Below are 18590 nucleotides of genomic sequence, written 5' to 3' on the forward strand. Positions count from 1 at the left end.
GAAGATCAAAAGATCGCAGCCTGCGGTAGCTCCTACAAAAGCAAGGTTGTGTGAGCTATGGTGCTGGGACAGTTCACCACGTGAGTCCCCATGCGCTTTCTCGCTCGCACCCACCCTCGCCTGTCTGCCGCCGCCCTGTTCGGCCTTGCCACCGGCCTGTTGGCACCCGCCGACTCCATCGTCAGTAAAATCCTCATTGGCTGGAACGCCGGTGTCTGGACTTACCTGATCCTGATGTTCTGGCTGACCGCGCGCGCCAAGGCCCCGGACGTCAAACGCATCGCTGAAGTCGAAGACGAAAATGCCGGGCTGGTGCTGTTCGTGGTGTGCATCGCCGCGCTGGCGAGTCTGGCGACCATCACCTTCGAACTGGCGGGCAGCAAAGACCTGGAAACCACGCGCAAGCTCATGCATTACGGGTTTACCGCACTCACAGTGATCGGTTCGTGGCTACTGATCGGAGTGATTTTCTGCGTGCACTACGCCCGCCTGTTTTACACCTGGGATGGCAAGGAACCGGCGCTGCGTTTCGCCGAAGGACTGACCACGCCCAACTATTGGGACTTCTTGTACTTCTCGTTCACCATCGGCGTGGCGGTGCAAACAGCGGATGTGGGCGTGGCGACGCGGGATATCCGCAAGATTGTGCTGGCGCAATCGTTGATCGGGTTCGTATTCAACACGGCGATATTGGGCTTCTCGATCAATATTGCGGCAGGGTTGTTTAGTTGAAGGTGGCCTGGAAGACGACAATTACTTGGCAACCGGCGATGTTATCCAAGAACCATTAGTTTCACAGATTGGAGACTTCGTAAACTGTCAACAGTGACAGTATACAATCCCTATACGGACAGTATTAGATGGCTCATCCAGGATTAGGGCTAAGGCCTTTGGGTACCTCTTCTTTCGTAACGGAGACCGATTCCATGAAAGCGGTAATCAAGCGCACCAGCTTCGCAGACGGTAACTATGTCAATGCAGCAGCATTTGCTACGAAAACAGAATTTCCAGAGTTTATCGCCACTTCTCGACTGATAGACAACGTGAAATCCGGGCCACAAAAAACCGACGCCGTTCTTATTACAGCCGTACATCGACCCGCCGCAAAGACAAAGGCAAAAAGCCTGGCTGCTCGGACAGTGTACATTTCATTACCGGCCAATTTCGCCGTTGGCGATTATGAGTTGAGATCGCGCGCTGATGTGGACTTTAGTTTTAAAGATGCTGATGGGACTGTCTATGAAAGCATCTCTGGAAATATCAAACTGGAGCCAGCGCTTGGAGACAACGTCAAAGGCAGTTTCCAGGCAGCTCTTGAGTATCCAGGTACAGAGGGCGAGACGTTTACCCTGAAAGGCAATTTTCAGGTTTTGAAGGCTGGATGAATAAAAGCATTAAAAAAAAAGGAAGGCTAAGCCTCCCTTTTTTTATGACTCAAAATTGATAATGGACACCAATGCCCATACCAAAGTCTTTGCTGACATTTTCACCTTTGCTGGTATCCACCTCTGCGTACATCTGCCAACGGCCAATCAATGTCCATGATACTCCGGCCCCCACTTCAAACTGCCCACCGGACAAATCGTTATTGAATTTATTATCGTTGATGCGCACTTCGTTGTTTTTCACAAATTCGTTGACTACCGCGGCGCGCACATGAGGCTGCACGATACTGCCATCCGCCAAGGTCGTACCTCTGCCTAGCGTGACGCCCACCTTGCCAAGCATAGAGCGTGTAGTGTCGGCGTCAGCGCGCAACCCGTTATCCAGCGTATATTCCTTGCCTTGCACAGACGCAGCCTGCCACTGAGTGAAAACTTCAGCGTAGTAATCCTCGCTGATGTCGATGTGCTTACCAAACTCCACCGACGCACTCGCGCCAAGGTTGTCGTAATCACCTTTGGTACGAGTGCCATCACTCATCGTCACTTTGGCATCGTTGCGAAAATGATTGAGTTTGGCAACAGTATCCAGGTAATAGCCACTCTCACCCAACCACGTACCATAGACACCGATCGAGGTGCTGTCGATTTCGCCTGAACTGCCGCGTTTCAAGTCCAGATCGGACTTGCTGTACCCTGCGAAAACGCCAAACAATACTGTTTCATCCGCGAGCTGGATTGGAGTGTCCACACCCATGGACAAACCATACTGATTTTGGCTGTAACCATCGCCATAAGCGTTATTGCTGATGGAATATCGATTGCCGTAAGAGCGAACCCAGCCACCGGTCAACTCGCTGTTATTGCGAAGATCGCCCATGCGGTTATTCAACGATGCCATCTCGCCGTATATCACCGTGGGAGCCGTACCAAAAATGGCCAAGACCGAGCGTGTGGGTGTACTGACAACTTCCTTGTCAGGCTGCAAATACCAGTCGTTTCCTTCCTTGATCAATTTGTAGGTGAATGCACCGGCATCCACTTTGCTGTTGACCAAACCATATTCGGCAGTACCGGCGACGCTCTGCACCACTTTTATTGACGCATCACTGACAGGGTCCAGCCCTGTACTTGAAACCAATAACTGGTGATTACCGGCTGCACTGCCCGTCACATTCAAAAGATCACTGATGCCCCTGTTGAAGTCGGTGCCCATCTCGAACGTACCGCTGCCCGACAGATTCGCCACATCAAGCTGGAAATACTGTTGGCCGTCGCCCAGCTTCACCCTGCCGCCATTGGCGAGCGCCAGGTTACTCACAGATTGGCTGGCGGTCATTTGCCACAACGCCTGATTGCCGATGGCAAAGTTGGCAACATCATTGACTTGCCCTATCAGCGTGGAAGCATTGTCCAGCCGCAAGGCCGAAACGCTGTTCGCGGCACCTGAAACGTTGCCGGTCATAACGCTTTGATTGTTGATCGTGGTGTTGGCGACATTCTGCAAGTCGCCGGTCAACATGGAAGCATTGTCGATCAACATGGTAGATGCGCCTATGACGTTGCCCGACATATTCGCCCGATTATTGAGTGTCGCGCTGGTAACGTTTTGCAAGTTGCCGCTCAAGGTTGCATTGTTTTGCAGCGTGACATTTGCCGAGCTGCCGGAAGCCACTTCGACATTCCCCTTTAGAACGCTGTCGTCCACGACAAGGTTTGCGGAAGCACCAGGACCGACCTCAAGCAAGGTGCCGTTGGCGCCGATCAATGTCGAATGATTACGTACTGTGATATTGGCAATGGTAGGGAAATTCGGCGCATTGAAGCCCACCAAAATGGCGGAGCCGCCCTGACCTTCCACCCGCGTACCATCAAGCAGGATCGTTGATGGAATGATGGCCGACGCCTGAGTGTCGGTTCCGACGATCAAACCGTTGCGTCCACCCGTGAGGGTGCTTGAGGTGGCGGACAGTGTGCCTTCAAGCAATCGAATACCAAAACTGCTGCCTCCAGTGCCTTGCACAGTGGAGTTCTGGATATCGATATTGCTGAACCGATTGCCCGCGATCCCGCCTTGTAGGCCTTGAACTACAGATTGGTCACGCAAGGTCACCGTCGATCCTCCGACGCTGGCAACGCCACGAACCGCTGACATACCAATCCCGCCCGCACTGGTGACAGTAGTGCGACTCAATATGGCACTGGCGTTGGTCAGGAACATTCCTTGTGAAGCAGATGCTGAGGTAACGGTAGAGCCGGTCAAGTTGACAGTACTGCCCACCGTACCAGTGATAGCGAGAGTTTCGGCGCCAAGGCCTATCAACGAAGCATTGGTTTCAAGTTGCCAGGTATCCAATGGTGTAGTGGCATCAATATTTTGCGTGGTGCCTGCTGGAACGGTGGCGGCGTGGGACAATCCCGAATCAAATAAAATTGGAATACATGTAAGCAAACAAAAATGAAGAGTGTTTCTGGGAAACGCGGAATCTGATATTGAAGACATATTTAGGCCCTACTCGGTAACATTACCTGACGAACGCGGTTCCCCCCATGACTGATATGTGAGGGCAATCCGAGACGGCCGTCAGACTACGGTTTACCAAGCCAGTTATATGTAGGAAACATCCTCGTCGAGGTAGGACTTGTCTCATTTTCATGTACGAGGCTTCATTCGAAAGTAAAAAATCGCCAGCACTGATGAAAGAAAAGCCAGTTGACTTTCACCAGCGCTGACGAACTCATACGCCGAATCAAGGAGTTACTTCAGGCCGTTCAATGTCGCAATACACCAGACTCGTATTCAGAAGCGCCACAGGGACGATCGTTTCGGATGTAATGCCGTTGACCGTGTAGGCAATGCGGGCGTAACGGGTGGCTGGACGAGTCCCTGGTGCAGTACTCGGCAACTGGATCGTTTTGATCGCCTCATAATCGGTAAGACGGAACTCTAGATCTCCCGTTGGCGGCATCGGGGCGGAATCCGTGATAGTGGTGTTGGGAATATCCGTGCCAGCCGGAGTATTTGTGGTGCGCCCCACGAACGTCAGATCGACCGTTGCCCCAGTCGGGATATTGGCATCGCGGATAATCCGGATCCGCAAATTACGCGGCTGATACGGCGGCATTGGACCGTTCACCGTAACAGGATGATTAAGGCTAGGGCAGTTGATGCTGGTGATAATCCGCTCCGGCACAACAGTTCCACTCGCAGCTCGGAACGCTGACACGATAAGCTGAGGCGCGGGTACATTGATCACGATAGCAGTCACCTGGACATCGGTAGGTATCTTCTGCTTCATCACGTTGGCGCTGCCCGGGTACTCGATGGTGATGTACGCTTTGCGAGCGTCTGCCCCCGTACCGTTCCCCTCCAGGCGAATGGTTTCCCAAGGCAATGTCGTTTGCACGGTTGTGTCGCCCACCCGTACCGGAATGGGTTCGCCGACCTGTTTATCCTGGTAATAGAACTTGACGATTTCACGCCCGGTGACCGGACGGTTTACATCAGTCCACAAAGGCCAATTCATCGTTGCCGCAATACCAGCCTGTGCCGGACCCAGTGTGTTTGGTGCTGGCGCCGGAGTTCCAGCGCCCTGCACCACGACAGGAGAAATGTTGATGTTCGGCAAGTCGGGCAGATTCGGTTGCTCAGGCCCGGCATAGGAAAAGTCGACGATGGCAAACACAGACGCCGAAGTCGGGTTAGGCGTGATTGTTGAGCGCTCCAGTTCGTACCAGTACTCAAACTCCACCTCTTGAGTCCCATTGGCATCGCCAAAGAGCTGGGACATGATGTCAAAATCCAGTTCGAAAAGCAGAGGCCCGGCAGTACCAGCCGGCGGAATCGGTTGTTCAGGCAACGCAATCGCTGCCCCGGCCTGATCAGAGGTCAAGTACGGAATGATTCGATCACCCGGAAGCGAATTCAACGGAAAGTCGATTTCCATGATGACTTTGGTTGGATCAGCAGCAGTGGACAAGGTAATCGGAACACTGCCATTGGCGCCCGTGACAGGGATTCTTGGAACTTCCAATACCGGCGCAGGAGTCTTGACGCGCCTGAACAGCGTGGTAATAGCCGAGTTGTTGCTTACATTGCCCGGCAAATCGATCAGGTTGTAGGAATAAAAGTAAGACCCTTCATTCATCGCCGACAAATAGCTGAGCGGCACATTGATAACACCGCCGGTTGGCACTGGAAAGTCTTCGACCACCGCGCCTTCACCCTGCATCAGAGAAAACGTGGTTTGCGTCGAGATATAAAAATTGACCTTATCTTTGCTCGCTTCGAACTTCTGATAAGCCGTGGGAATGGTTAACTTCAAACCACCACTGTTGGCAGGATTGAGCAGCCAGGCATCATCGATAACTGGAGGAAACCCCGCACCCAAGGTCAACAGCGTAGGCCGTATACCTGTGCCGTTCGGACCACCGGGTTGGCGTTGGTAAGGCGCAGTCTGATCCAGCAGGATCTCGGTGTGGGGACTGGAGGTATCGACGTTATCGAATGCATCATAAATGAAGAACGACAATTCAAAAGGTGTGTAATCACCGTTCGCATTGAAGACCTCCCTTACCCTGGCCGGGATATCGACCTCGAACACAATAGGGAATGTCCAGTCTCCACCGGGCTCGGCGGCTTTGGTTTTCGTCACAACAACAAATGTTGGGTCGAACTCGACAGGAACTGTTCCCTTGGGAAAAAGATAAAGTTCAATCCTTGCTGCCCCGTCCGGGCCCTTATCATCAATATCAGTCAAGTGCACAGTAATTTTTTTATTAACGACCAACTGCTCGTAAGTCAATCGACCATCCGGCAAATTGCCTACAATAACAGGAGGCAACGCCAGCACACCCGTCCCAAGTTTCGCCTGCATATTCATATTCGTACGCTCCATCAACATGCCATTTATTGGATAATTAACGTTATCGCCCAATAGAAAACTACGCGACTGCAGACTGCTAACTTCTTTGGCTAACATTTTGTTGCTTTCAGAAACGTCCAACACACTTGTTACCGGCCCACAAAAATTACTTTTACCAGGAACAACCCGGTCGAACTTGACCAGGCCAGTTTCTGACTTTCCCAAAGCGGTGTTATTTCGATGCAAGGTGTAGGTGGCAAGAGCAGAAGCATCTCTTGCCATCGGCTCAATATATTTGGCGTAATGTTGGGAAGTCAGCTCAAACGAGAATCCGTCAGTTGAATTAGCATCTGCCAGGGTCAATGTTTTGGAGAACCGTCCCGCCGTTCCTTTGATTGGCCTCACGCCATTGAGACTTTGAAAACCTTCCCAATCCAGAGTGACGACGTCTTTTTCGGCAAACCGTCCAGGCTGCGCAGGCACTTTGATTTGTACTGTTTCCCACACTTTGGGTACTGAATTGCAATTGAGATACCCCCAGATAGTTGCACTTGGAAATTCTGGCTCCAACAAGTTGACGGGAATTAGTCGGCTGACGATGTACCATTGCGGCAAGGACGTATCAGGATTACCAGTGTCTTGCGCAGTAACGCGATATCTGAGCCGGATATCGCCGTCACGCTGTAAATATCGAGGTGGAAGGATAAAAAAATCAGGGACGGTCACAGGTACTGGAAGGCGTTCACTGTGAAAAATCTGTTCTTCTGCCTCGGAGGCTCCGGGTTCCAGAACCATGATTTCAATCAGATCGAAGTTACCAGGAATGACCGACGGATTCGGCCACATGGGTATACGGATGATCACGCCTTTAACGGGTGCGTCAGGTGGAAGTGCACCGCCCGTGCCGACGCCATCGATCGTTAGCGGAACCGCAAAAATACCGATGTTATTTGTTTCGATAGAGAAAGAATTCATTGGCTGACGGCCCTGTAAAATTCCGTTCGCAACGCTGAGGGAATTAAGCGCTTAGCGAACAGACTTGCCTACTGTCAGATCTGACAGGTAAAGCGACCGCTCGTCGGCGAAAGACCTCTGACGCAGGTTGGCTCGTGATTAACGCACCTTGACGTACACACGCCGATTGGTGTTTCCTGAAACCGGTTTCAATGACGTTTCAAACACTCCAACAACAAGAAAGTTGCCGCCACGATGAACGACTTCTCCACCGCCCAACGCAGCCGCGTGACCATGCTCGACGTCGCCGAGCGCGCCGGGGTCTCGAAGGCCAGCGTCTCGCGCTTCATCGGCGATGACCGCGCCCTGCTCTCTGATGCCATCGCCCTGCGCATCGAGCAAGCCATCAGCGAACTCGGCTACCGCCCCAACCAAATGGCGCGCGGCCTGAAACGCGGGCGCACGCGCCTGATCGGCATGCTGGTGGCCGATATCCGTAACCCTTATTCAATTGCCGTGATGCACGGGGTGGAAACCGCCTGCCGGGCGCACGGCTACAGCCTGGTGGTATGCAACACCGACCGCGATGACGAGCAAGAGCGCCAGCACTTGGCCCTATTGCGTTCGTACAACATCGAAGGACTGATCGTGAACACCCTGGGCCATCACCGTGACGAGTTGCACGAACTGCGTCGCGAGATGCCGCTGGTGCTGGTCGATCGCAAGGTCGACGGTCTCGACAGCGACATGGTCGGGCTGAACAACCCGCTAGCTGTGGAGATGGCGCTGATGCATCTGGAGCAGCGCGGTTATCGCAATCTGGTGCTGGTGACTGAACCCTATGACGGCACCAGTTCGCGGATCGAGCGGGTCAGCAGTTTTCAGGCACAGATTGCTCAGCGCTCGGCGCTGACTGGGGTGGTGCTGGAAACCGGCGATGAGCTGGGCGCACAACTGCAAACCTTTTTAAATACGCCCGGTGCCGGACCAAAAGCGTTGTTCTGCGCCAATGGCGTGGCAGCGCTGGCCGCAACGACTGCGTTGCGCCAGATGGGTTGCCGGTTGTTCGAGGATGTCGGGTTCATCGCCCTGGATGATCTGGATTGGTATCCGTTGGTGGGCAGCGGGATTACCGCACTGGCTCAGCCGACGGCAGAGATTGGTGCGCGGGCGTTTGAGTGTTTGCTCAAGCGTTTGCGTGGGGATGATGAGGTGGCGCGGGTGGTGGATTTTGCGCCGGTGCTGGTTGAGCGTGGGTCAACCTTGGGGATTAGCGTTGTTTGAGCTGACCTATCGCGAGCAGGCTCACTCCTACATTTGGAATGCGTTCCCCTGTAGGAGTGAGCCTGCTCGCGAAGGCGTCCGAAAGGACAATACAGAACACCTGATATTTTTTTGAACAAAAATGAAACCGGTTTCAGAGGTCAATAACAATGAATAAACCCGACGTTTCCATCAGTCTGTCCAGCTACGGCGCCGAGCTTGTGCGTCAGCGTGGACAAGCTTCCTTCATCGATATCCTGGCTGCCGCCGGGGCCAATCGCATCGAGTGGCGCGAAGAATTGCTGACGCGCGAAGACCCTGCGCAACTGGCCGAGGCCACTCAGGCGCAGGGCCTGCAGAGCATCTATTCCTCGCCCACCGAACTGTGGCTGGCCGGTCAGGCACAACCGAATCCCGAATTGATTACCGCCCTGCAACAGGCCGAAGCGTTCGGTTCGAAATGGCTGAAAGTCTCCCTCGGCTACTTCACCGACAATAACGATCTGCAAGCCTTGGCCGAGCGTTTGCAGCACAGCCCCGTGCAGTTGCTGGTGGAAAACGACCAGACCTTGCATGGCGGGCGTATCGAACCGTTTCAACGCTTCTTCAACGCTGTCGAACAGCACAACCTGCCGATCAAGATGACTTTCGACATCGGCAACTGGCAGTGGCAGGACCAGTCCGCCACCAGCGCCGCCCGCCTGCTCGGGCGGCATGTCGGCTATGTGCACTGCAAAGCCGTGGCCCGTCGCGCCGACGGCAAACTGGTCGCGGTGCCGCCTGCCGTCAGTGACCTGCATCTGTGGGAACAACTGCTGCGGCACATGGCCCAAGGCGTTATGCGCGCCGCCGAATATCCGTTGCAGGGCGAGGATCTGTTGCAACTGACCAGCGAACACGTCGCCGCCCTCGCCCGCCTCGGCCAATCGCGTCTGGAGCCTGCTCATGTCTGAGATCGATATTCTTTCGTTCGGCGAAACCATGGCGATGCTGGTCGCTGAGCAGACCGGTGATCTGGCAACGGTCGAGCACTTCCACAAGCGCATCGCCGGGGCCGACAGCAATGTCGCCATCGGGCTGTCGCGCCTGGGTTTCAACGTCGCGTGGCTGAGTCGGGTTGGCAATGATTCGCTCGGGCGCTTTGTGGTCGAGACGTTGATTAAAGAAGGCCTGGACTGCAGCCATGTCGATGTCGATAAACAGCACCCGACCGGTTTCCAGTTCAAATCCCGCAACGACGATGGTAGCGATCCGCAGGTCGAATATTTCCGGCGCGGTTCGGCGGCCAGTCATCTGTCACCGCAGTCGATTACCGCCAACCTGCTGAGCGCGCGACACCTGCACGCCACCGGCATTCCGCCAGCGCTGTCGGCCTCAGCGCGAGAGATGTCTTTCGAACTGATGACGCGCATGCGCAATGCCGGTCGCAGCGTGTCGTTCGATCCCAACCTGCGCCCAAGCCTGTGGGCCAGCGAGCGCGAAATGATCCGCGAGATCAACCGCCTCGCCGCCCTCGCCCATTGGGTTTTGCCGGGATTGAGCGAAGGCCGCTTGCTCACCGGGCTTGAAGACCCGGCGGACATTGCGGCGTTTTATCTGGATCAAGGTGCGGAAGCGGTGGCGATCAAACTCGGGCCGGAAGGCGCTTATTACCGAACGCATCTGGCGTCGGGATTTGTCGCCGGGGTGCCGGTGGCGAAGGTGGTCGACACGGTGGGTGCCGGTGATGGTTTTGCCGTGGGAATGATCAGCGCCTTGCTGGAACACCAGAGCTTTGCCGAGGCGGTGCAGCGGGCGAACTGGATTGGCAGTCGTGCGGTGCAGAGTCGCGGGGATATGGAGGGCCTTCCAACCCGGGCTGAACTCTTCAGCGAATTTGAGGCCGCCATCGCTGGCAAGCCAGCTCCCACAAGGGTTGATGTTGGCAATGCAATCTTTGACATACCAGAGATCCCTGTGGGAGCTGGCTTGCCAGCGATGAGGCCCTGACAGACAACCGATTTATTGAACCTGCTGCGACAAAAACAACAAGCTCAGGAGCAACACCCATGAAAACCGCAACCCTCGCCACCCGCCGCTGGTGGTACATCATGCCGATCGTGTTCATCACCTACAGCCTGGCGTATCTTGATCGCGCCAACTATGGCTTCGCTGCCGCGTCCGGTATGGCCGCCGACTTGATGATCACTCCGGGACTGTCGTCGCTGCTCGGCGCGCTGTTCTTTCTCGGTTACTTTTTCTTCCAGGTACCCGGTGCGATCTACGCACAAAAACACAGTGTGAAAAAGCTGATTTTCGTCAGCCTGATCCTCTGGGGCGGCCTCGCCACATTGACCGGCGTGGTCTCCAACGCTTATTGGCTGATCGTCATCCGTTTTATGCTCGGCGTGGTTGAAGCAGCAGTGATGCCAGCGATGCTGGTGTATCTGTGCCACTGGTTTACCCGTGCCGAACGCTCGCGTGCCAACACCTTTCTGATCCTCGGCAACCCGGTAACGATGCTGTGGATGTCAGTGGTCTCGGGGTACCTGGTGCAGCATTTCAGCTGGCGCTGGATGTTCATCATCGAAGGTTTGCCGGCGGTGCTGTGGGCGTTTATCTGGTGGCGTCTGGCCGATGATCGTCCGTCCCAGGCGAAGTGGCTGAGCGATGAGGAAAAGCACGACCTGGAAAGTGCCTTGGCTGCCGAGCAGGTCGGTATCAAAGCCGTGAAGAACTACGCCGAGGCGTTCCGTTCGCCGAAGGTGATCATTCTGGCGCTGCAGTTTTTCTGCTGGAGCATCGGCGTCTATGGCTTTGTCTTGTGGCTGCCGTCGATCCTCAAGGCCGGCGCGCAAATGGACATGATCGAGGCTGGCTGGCTGTCGGCGCTGCCGTATCTGGCGGCGGTGATCGGCATGCTCGCCGTGTCGTGGGGCTCGGACAAACTGCAAAAGCGCAAACGCTTTGTCTGGCCACCGCTGTTGATTGCATCCATTGCCTTTTACGGCTCCTACGCCTTGGGCGCTGAACACTTCTGGTGGTCATACACGCTATTGGTGATTGCCGGCGCCTGCATGTACGCGCCTTATGGACCGTTCTTTGCGATCGTCCCGGAGATTCTCCCTGCCAACGTGGCCGGTGGCGCGATGGCGCTGATCAACAGCATGGGCGCGCTCGGTTCATTTGGCGGCTCGTATCTGGTCGGTTACCTGAACAGTTCGACCGGTTCGCCCGGCGCTTCGTACCTGTTGATGAGCGGCGCGTTGCTGCTGTCGGTGGTGCTGACCATGTTCCTCAAGCCCGGCGCCAGTGATCGCGTCGTTGCCAAAGCCGTCGCCACGCGTGCCGTGCCGGCGCATTCCTGAAGAGATTTTTGTCATGAAAAAACAAGTCGTGTTGTACAAGAAACTGTCGCCAGCGCTGATGGCGCGTCTACAGGAACAGTGCGAGGTCGCGCTGATCGAAAGCCTCGACGCCGACGGCCTCATGCAAATGCGTGACGCCCTGCCCCGCGCTCACGGTCTGCTCGGTGCCAGCCTGAAACTGGATGCCGCGTTACTCGATCTGGCGCCGCAGCTTGAGGCCATCGCCAGCGTCTCGGTCGGCGTCGACAACTACGACATCGATTACTTGACGCAGCGCAAGATCCTTCTCACCAACACGCCGGATGTACTCACCGAGACCACCGCCGACACCGGTTTCGCCCTGATCCTCGCCGCCGCCCGGCGTGTGGTCGAATTGGCGAACATGGTGCGTAGCGGTCAATGGAGCCGCAACATCGGCCCGGCGCATTTCGGCACCGATGTGCATGGCAAGACGCTGGGGATCATCGGCATGGGGCGCATCGGCGAGGCGTTGGCGCAGCGTGGCCATTTCGGTTTTGGCATGCCGGTGCTCTATCACAGTCAGTCGCGCAAGCCGGCGGTCGAGGCGCGGTTTGATGCGCAATATCGTAGTCTTGAGGATCTGCTTCAGCAGGCCGATTTCATTTGTCTGACCTTGCCGCTGACCGCGCAGACTGAAGGTTTGATCGGGGCAGAGCAGTTTGCGTTGATGCGCCCGCAAAGCATCTTTATCAATATTTCCCGGGGCAAAGTGGTGGATGAGGCGGCGATGATCGAAGCCTTGCGCAATAACCGCATACGCGCGGCCGGGCTGGATGTGTTTGAGCGTGAGCCGTTGCAGCATGACTCGCCGTTGTTGCAGTTGAACAACGTCGTGGCGACGCCGCACATGGGTTCGGCGACGCATGAAACGCGGGAAGCGATGGCGCGGTGTGCGGTGGAGAATCTGTTGGCGGCGTTGAGTGGGGAAAAACCGGCGAATCTGGTGAATCCATTGGCCTGGCAGAGCTGAGATTTTTATTGCCTGTTAAATCGCTATCGCGAGCAGGCTCACTCCTACAAGGGTCAGGGTGAACACTGAATTTGTGTACACCTCAAATCAATGTAGGAGTGAGCCTGCTCGCGATGAGGTCAGTGAAGGCCCTGCAAAACCATCAGGCACTACGCGCCTGTAAAAGCTGCGCCGCACAGAGAGCAATCCGCGCACAGGCATCCGCCAGTTTCACCCGATCCACCACCAGGCCGATACGAATATGCCCCGCCGCACTCGGCCCGAACGCCTCTCCCGCCAACACTGAAACCCCATATCCCTCCAGCAGCCGCTCGGCGAATGCCTGGGCGCCGAGCCCGGTCTGGCGTACATCGACCATCACGAACATGCCGCCATCGGGACGGATCGGGTACAACCCCGGACACCCCTGCAAACGCTCGCACACCAGGTCACGACGCAGCCGATACTCCTCGCGCATCTGCGTCACTTCCGGCAGATCCGAGGCCAGCGCAACTTCCGCCGCTTTCTGCACAAAATCCGGCAACCCAAAGAGCATGCTCAGCGACAGATTGACCAAATGCTCGGCCAACGATTTCGGCCCGATCATCCAGCCGATGCGCCATCCGGTCATGGCGTGGGATTTTGACAGGCTGTTGATGGTCGCCGTGCGTTCAGCCATACCCGGCAAACTCGCCGGGCTGACGTGCTGACCTTCATAAAGCAGTTCGCTGTAGACCTCGTCGCTGATCAGCCACAAATCATGCCGCACGCACAGCGCCGCCAGCTCTTGCCAGATCAACAGTGACAGGCTCGCGCCAGAGGGATTGTTCGGACTGTTGAGCAGCATGGCGCGGGTCCTCGGCGTGATACGTGCCGCGACATCCGCCGGATCGACGCGGAAACCGTTCTCCGGCCGCACCGGTACCGGCACCACGGTCGCGCCGCAGGCACCGAACACGCCTTCATAGGTGACGTACATCGGCTCGGCGACGATCACCTCATCGCCCGGATCGAGCAGACATTGCGCCACCGAATACACCGCGCATTGCGCACCGGGCATGACGATCACATGGTCGGCATCGACCGCCTGACCACTGTGCCGCCGATGGCGTTCGGCAATCAACTTGCGCAATGCCAGCCGACCACGGACTTCGGAATAATGCGTGTCGCCCGCCAACAGGCTGTCGATGGCGCCGTGAATGATCGGCAGCGGTGTATCGAAATCCGGATCGCCCACACTCAACAACAGAACATCAACGCCCTCGGCGCGCAACTCCAGCGCTCGATCGTGAATCTGCCAGGCAGCGGCTCCTTCCCCGGCGATTCGTTGGGTCAAGGCTGAATAGCGCATGCACGTCTCCTGATGGCGCGGTCTCCAGTCTTCACCCTATCTCAAATCACAAAACGCGCCACCATGGCATTCAAATCTACCGCCAGACGCGACAGTTCATGGGTGGCGGCGCTGGTCTGGTTGGCCCCGGCAGCCGATTGCGTGGCCAGGTCACGAATGTTGACCAGGTTGCGATCGACCTCACGCGACACTTGCGCCTGCTCTTCCGAAGCACTGGCGATGACCAGATTGCGCTCGTTGATCTGATGAATCGACTGGGTAATCTGCTCCAGCGCGACGCCGGCCGCACGGGCCATTTCCAGGGTGGACTGGGTGCGTTGGTTGCTCTGTTGCATCGACGAAACCGCTTCGCCGGTGCCGTTTTGAATGCCGGCGACCATTTTTTCGATTTCCTGGGTCGACTGCGCGGTGCGATGGGCCAGCGCGCGTACTTCGTCCGCAACCACGGCAAAACCACGACCGGCCTCACCGGCACGCGCGGCTTCGATCGCGGCGTTGAGTGCGAGCAGGTTGGTCTGCTCGGCGATGGCGCGGATCACGTCGAGCACTTTGCCGATGTCACGACCTTGCGCAGCGAGGCCTTCGATCATTTGCGCGGTGTTCTGCACGTCATGGGTCATGGTCTGGATTGCGTCGACGGTTTTCACCACTTGATCGCGACCCTCGCGCGCGGCGTGGGTCGATTGGTTCGAGGCTTCTGAAGTCGACACCGCATTGCGTGCAACTTCTTCGACGGCAGCGGTCATCTCGTTGACGGCGGTGGCGGCTTGTTCGATCTCGTTGTTTTGCTGCTGCAGGCCACGGGAGGCTTCTTCGGTCACGGCGCTGAGCTCTTCGGCAGCGGCGCCCAGTTGCGTGGCGGAACCGGCGATCTGTTCGATGGTTTTGCGCAGGTTGGCCTGCATCGCGGCCAAGGCTTCCAGCAGGCGCGCCGGCTCGTCGTTGCCATCGATTTCGATGACCTTGGTCAGGTTGCCCTCGGCAATGGTGCGCGCAGCGGCGACGGCGCGGTTCAAGGGGGTGACGATGCTGCGGGTCAACAACCAGGCCAGCAGCACCGTGGCCAGCGCGGCAACAATGGCGACGAGGACGATGCCGAAAATCGCACTGTCGTATTTTTCACCGGCCTGCGCCGAAGCGGCTTTAGCGCCAGCGGCGTTGATCGCAATCAGCTTGTTGAGTTGCTCGCCCATTTGGTCGGTGCCGTCCTTGATCCGCGTGTTGATCAGGCTGCGCATCTCATCGATTTTGTCCTGACGTGACAGCTCCATCATCTGGTTCTGCGCTTGCAGGTAGTTGTCCAGCGTGCTGGCGAACGTCTGATACAACGCACGTTCTTCCGCGCCCGCCGGCAGTGCGGCGTAACTGGCCTGGGCACTGCGAACCTTGTCGACCAACGTGGCGATGCGGGTCTGGGCTTCCTGCAAACCGGCCGGTTCGCGATTGACCAGCACGCGGAACGACAGGATGCGCAGACGCAGGACGTTTTCCGTCACCACAGCGAGATGCGTGACGCTGGGCAGTTGCGTCGACTCCATGTCGATCGAAGCCTGGCGGATGATCGACATGCGGTTGACGGCAAACACGCCGAGCACGACCACCAGCAAGGCGATGAAGGCAAAACCGAGGAAGGCACGGGGCGCGATATTCAGGTTACGCAAGGACATGGTTGGACTCTCGGAAGATAAAAACTACGAGCGTCCATGCCGTTATCACTGGCCCGCTAAGGGCTTCGGTCCGGCGTCACTGTTTTGGGGGTGTGGTGTGCGCGCCTGTTAGCTGTATCGGCCAGGCTTTAGGAAGATTGCGGGGCAAGATCAACTATTTTTCAGGGTGATACATGAATGAAACACTGCGATTCCAATCTTGATGCAGGAACTGCCGAAGGCTGCGATCTTTGGATCTTGCTCTTAAAAACAGGATCAAAAGATCGCAGCCTTCGGCAGCTCCTACAGAGGCGGGTCAGTTTTTGCTGGCGAGTTGCCAGACACGGGCAATGTCGGTAGCGCGCTCGCGCAGCAAGCGTGGTGCTTCTGCGCAGGCCTGCTCCAGCGTCATCGGGCCGCTGGTCAGCGCAAAAGCGGCATCGATGCCGTGGTTGTAGAGTTCCTGATAACCCTCCCCCAAAGTGCCCGCGATCACGATCACCGGCACGTTGTGCTGCTTGGCGATGCGCGCCACACCAAACGGGGTTTTGCCGCGCAAGGTCTGGGCATCGAAGCGGCCTTCGCCGGTGATCACCAGATCCGCGCCTTTAACGGCTTCAGCGAGGCCGACCAGTTCGGCGACCACTTCTACCCCGGCTTTGAATTGCGCGCCAAGAAATGCCTTGGCGGCGAACCCCAAACCACCCGCTGCACCGCAGCCCGGCTCATCGCGCACATCTTTGTCCAGCGCCTCGGCACACAGGTCGGCGAAGTGCCCCAACGCCTGATCGAGTTGCTGCACCTGCGCCGGCGAAGCGCCTTTTTGCGGGCCGAAAATCGCTGACGCGCCGTGGGGGCCGCACAACGGATTGTTCACATCGGCGGCGATATCAAATCGCACATGCGCCAGACGCGGATCAAGTTCGCTGATGTCCACTCGCGCCAGTTGCGCCAAGGCCAAACCGCCCGGTACCAGCGTCTGATTTTGCGCATCGAGCAATTTCACCCCCAGCGCCTGCATCGTACCGGCGCCGCCATCGTTGGTCGCACTGCCGCCAATCGCCAGAATCACCCGTTGCGCGCCGGCATCCAGCGCCGCACGAATCAGTTCGCCGGTGCCAAATGTGCTGGTGATACAGGCATCACGCTGCCCCGGTGGCACCCGTTGCAAGCCGCTGGCTTCAGCCATTTCGATGATCGCAGTGCGGTTGTGCGGCAACCAGCCCCACGCGGCGTCGACCGGCGCGCCGAGCGGGCCACGCACACGGGTGCGGCGCAACTCGCCTTCGCAGGCCGCGAGAATCGACTCGACCGTGCCTTCACCGCCGTCAGCCATCGGGCATTTGACCAGCGTGGCTTGCGGCCAGACTTGCGCCAGACCCAAAGCAATGGCCTCGGCAACGCCTTGGGCACTCAGGCTGTCCTTGAACGAATCGGGGGCGATGACGATTTTCATGCGAATTCTCCAGTTCCAATGCCCCTCATGCTGCCAGTCGGCATGCGCATTGACGCCGGTCCGCTGCACAAGCGGCGTGGGCGTTTATTGTTCATTTCCACAAAATACTCTGCGCCGAATGTACCGCCGCCATCGCGAGCAGGCTCACTCCTACAGGGGAATGCATTCCAATTGCAGGAGTGAGCCTGCTCGCGATGGCGTCCTTGGGGACACCGATCAATTCGGGTCGATCTGCGGCAGCAACTGCACCCCAAGATACAGCGCCAACATCCCGTCCAGCCGCAACGGATCAACCCCACTCAACTCGGCAATCCGCTCCATCCGATAGCGCAAACTGTTGCGGTGAATGCCCAACGCATCCGCACACGCCTGACTCTGCCCGTCGTGTTCGCACCAACTGCGCAGCGTCGCCAGCAATTGGCCGTTGCCGTCCTTGGCGATCACCTTGCGCAGCGGCTTGAGCAATTCATCCAGCGCATCGTCATTGCGATGCCGCCACAACATCACCGGCAAGCGATAGCGATTGAGCGTCAGCAAGCGTGAATGCGGTAACACTTCACGGCCATAGGCGAGCAAATCGCCGACCCGTCGATAGCAACGTCGCAGCCCGAGCAAGCCATCCGCCTGGCCGCCGACGGCAATGCGCAAAATGTTCCAGCCCAGACCATCGAGTTTTTCCAGCAGCCGATCATGCTCGACGTTGTGACTCGCTGGCCGACACCAAAGCAGTGACGACTTGGCCGAACTTACGCACCAACTGTCGGGATAGCGCGAGGTCAGCCAGGCACTCAGCGCATCGACGGTTTGTCCCGGCCCATGCTCCAGACCCAGCTCAAACAGGTACGGCACCCGCGTCAATTGCGGCTTGAGCCCCAATTGCTGCGCCTCATCAATCAACCGCGGCGAATCTCCGGCCTCGCTCAACAGCAATGCCAACAGATCGTCGCAGCGCTGCCGCCGCCACTGCTGCTCGGCCTGCTGATTGCGCTGGCCGACGAGCATTTCGGCGGTCATGCGTACCAGCTCAGCGTAAGTGCGCAGTTGCTCCGGCTCGCCGGTGATGCCGAGTACACCGATCAGGCGTTGATCGAGCAGCAGCGGCAGGTTGATCCCCGGTTGCACGCCTTTCAAATGCACAGCGGTTTGCGCATCGATTTCCACCACGCGACCGTTGGCCAGCACCAGTTGCGCACCTTCGTGACGCGTGTTGATACGCTCGGGTTCGCCGCTGCCGAGGATCAGACCCTGGCTGTCCATGACGTTGACGTTGTAGGGCAAAATGGCCATGGCCCGGTCGACGATGTCCTGGGCGAGGTCGTGATCGAGTTCAAACATAACGGCGGCAATCCTTATTTT

The 18590-nt window shown here is 57.3% G+C and carries 13 protein-coding genes; 7 read left to right on the top strand and 6 right to left on the bottom strand.

The window, feature by feature from the left end:
- Nucleotides 1-90: 90 nt before the first annotated feature.
- Nucleotides 91-732: a DUF1345 domain-containing protein gene (locus CQ009_RS12805; protein WP_105706599.1), complete on the top strand. Its 642-nt coding sequence runs from the start codon at nucleotides 91-93 to the stop codon at nucleotides 730-732.
- A 194-nt stretch (nucleotides 733-926) separates the two neighbouring features.
- On the top strand, nucleotides 927-1385 hold the full coding sequence (locus tag CQ009_RS12810; RefSeq protein WP_105706601.1) for a hypothetical protein: 459 nt from the start codon (nucleotides 927-929) through the stop codon (nucleotides 1383-1385).
- Between the two features lie 49 nt (nucleotides 1386-1434).
- On the opposite strand, the gene CQ009_RS12815 is transcribed toward CQ009_RS12810, so the two are convergent.
- Together CQ009_RS12815 and CQ009_RS12820 are read right to left on the bottom strand one after the other, a co-directional pair.
- Nucleotides 1435-3798, bottom strand: coding sequence for an autotransporter outer membrane beta-barrel domain-containing protein (locus CQ009_RS12815; protein ID WP_256585415.1), 2364 nt, complete (start codon nucleotides 3796-3798; stop codon nucleotides 1435-1437).
- A 334-nt stretch (nucleotides 3799-4132) separates the two neighbouring features.
- On the bottom strand, nucleotides 4133-7222 hold the full coding sequence (locus tag CQ009_RS12820) for a hypothetical protein (protein ID WP_105706605.1): 3090 nt from the start codon (nucleotides 7220-7222) through the stop codon (nucleotides 4133-4135).
- A 234-nt stretch (nucleotides 7223-7456) separates the two neighbouring features.
- On the opposite strand from CQ009_RS12820, the gene CQ009_RS12825 reads away from it, so the two are divergent.
- The 5 genes from CQ009_RS12825 to CQ009_RS12845 all read left to right on the top strand — a co-directional run bounded on the left by CQ009_RS12825 (nucleotide 7457) and on the right by CQ009_RS12845 (nucleotide 12802).
- Complete coding sequence (locus CQ009_RS12825; RefSeq protein ID WP_064390203.1) at nucleotides 7457-8485, top strand: LacI family DNA-binding transcriptional regulator; 1029 nt, start codon at nucleotides 7457-7459, stop codon at nucleotides 8483-8485.
- Nucleotides 8486-8634: 149 nt separating this feature from the next.
- Nucleotides 8635-9417, top strand: coding sequence for a sugar phosphate isomerase/epimerase (locus CQ009_RS12830; RefSeq protein ID WP_105706609.1), 783 nt, complete (start codon nucleotides 8635-8637; stop codon nucleotides 9415-9417).
- Nucleotides 9410-10453: a sugar kinase gene (locus CQ009_RS12835; RefSeq protein WP_105706612.1), complete on the top strand. Its 1044-nt coding sequence runs from the start codon at nucleotides 9410-9412 to the stop codon at nucleotides 10451-10453. Before CQ009_RS12830 ends, CQ009_RS12835 begins: the two co-directional genes overlap by 8 nt.
- Before the next feature lie 59 nt (nucleotides 10454-10512).
- Entirely contained in the window at nucleotides 10513-11811 is a 1299-nt protein-coding gene (locus tag CQ009_RS12840; RefSeq protein WP_064390206.1) for an MFS transporter, read from the top strand.
- Between the two features lie 13 nt (nucleotides 11812-11824).
- Nucleotides 11825-12802: a D-glycerate dehydrogenase gene (locus CQ009_RS12845; protein ID WP_105706616.1), complete on the top strand. Its 978-nt coding sequence runs from the start codon at nucleotides 11825-11827 to the stop codon at nucleotides 12800-12802.
- A 142-nt stretch (nucleotides 12803-12944) separates the two neighbouring features.
- On the opposite strand, the gene CQ009_RS12850 is transcribed toward CQ009_RS12845, so the two are convergent.
- The 4 genes from CQ009_RS12850 to CQ009_RS12865 form a co-directional block, all read right to left on the bottom strand.
- Nucleotides 12945-14132, bottom strand: a complete 1188-nt coding sequence (locus CQ009_RS12850; RefSeq protein ID WP_105706619.1) for a pyridoxal phosphate-dependent aminotransferase — start codon at nucleotides 14130-14132, stop codon at nucleotides 12945-12947.
- 41 nt (nucleotides 14133-14173) lie between these two features.
- On the bottom strand, nucleotides 14174-15799 hold the full coding sequence (locus tag CQ009_RS12855; protein ID WP_105706622.1) for a methyl-accepting chemotaxis protein: 1626 nt from the start codon (nucleotides 15797-15799) through the stop codon (nucleotides 14174-14176).
- Nucleotides 15800-16094: 295 nt separating this feature from the next.
- Nucleotides 16095-17234 (bottom strand): glycerate kinase, encoded by a 1140-nt coding sequence (locus CQ009_RS12860; protein WP_105706626.1) that lies wholly within the window; start codon nucleotides 17232-17234, stop codon nucleotides 16095-16097.
- Nucleotides 17235-17450: 216 nt separating this feature from the next.
- Nucleotides 17451-18569, bottom strand: coding sequence for a sugar diacid recognition domain-containing protein (locus CQ009_RS12865; RefSeq protein ID WP_064390211.1), 1119 nt, complete (start codon nucleotides 18567-18569; stop codon nucleotides 17451-17453).
- Between the last annotated feature and the right edge of the window lie 21 nt (nucleotides 18570-18590).

Origin of the sequence: Pseudomonas sp. MYb2 (assembly GCF_002979955.1) — a bacterium.
Lineage (GTDB): Bacteria > Pseudomonadota > Gammaproteobacteria > Pseudomonadales > Pseudomonadaceae > Aquipseudomonas.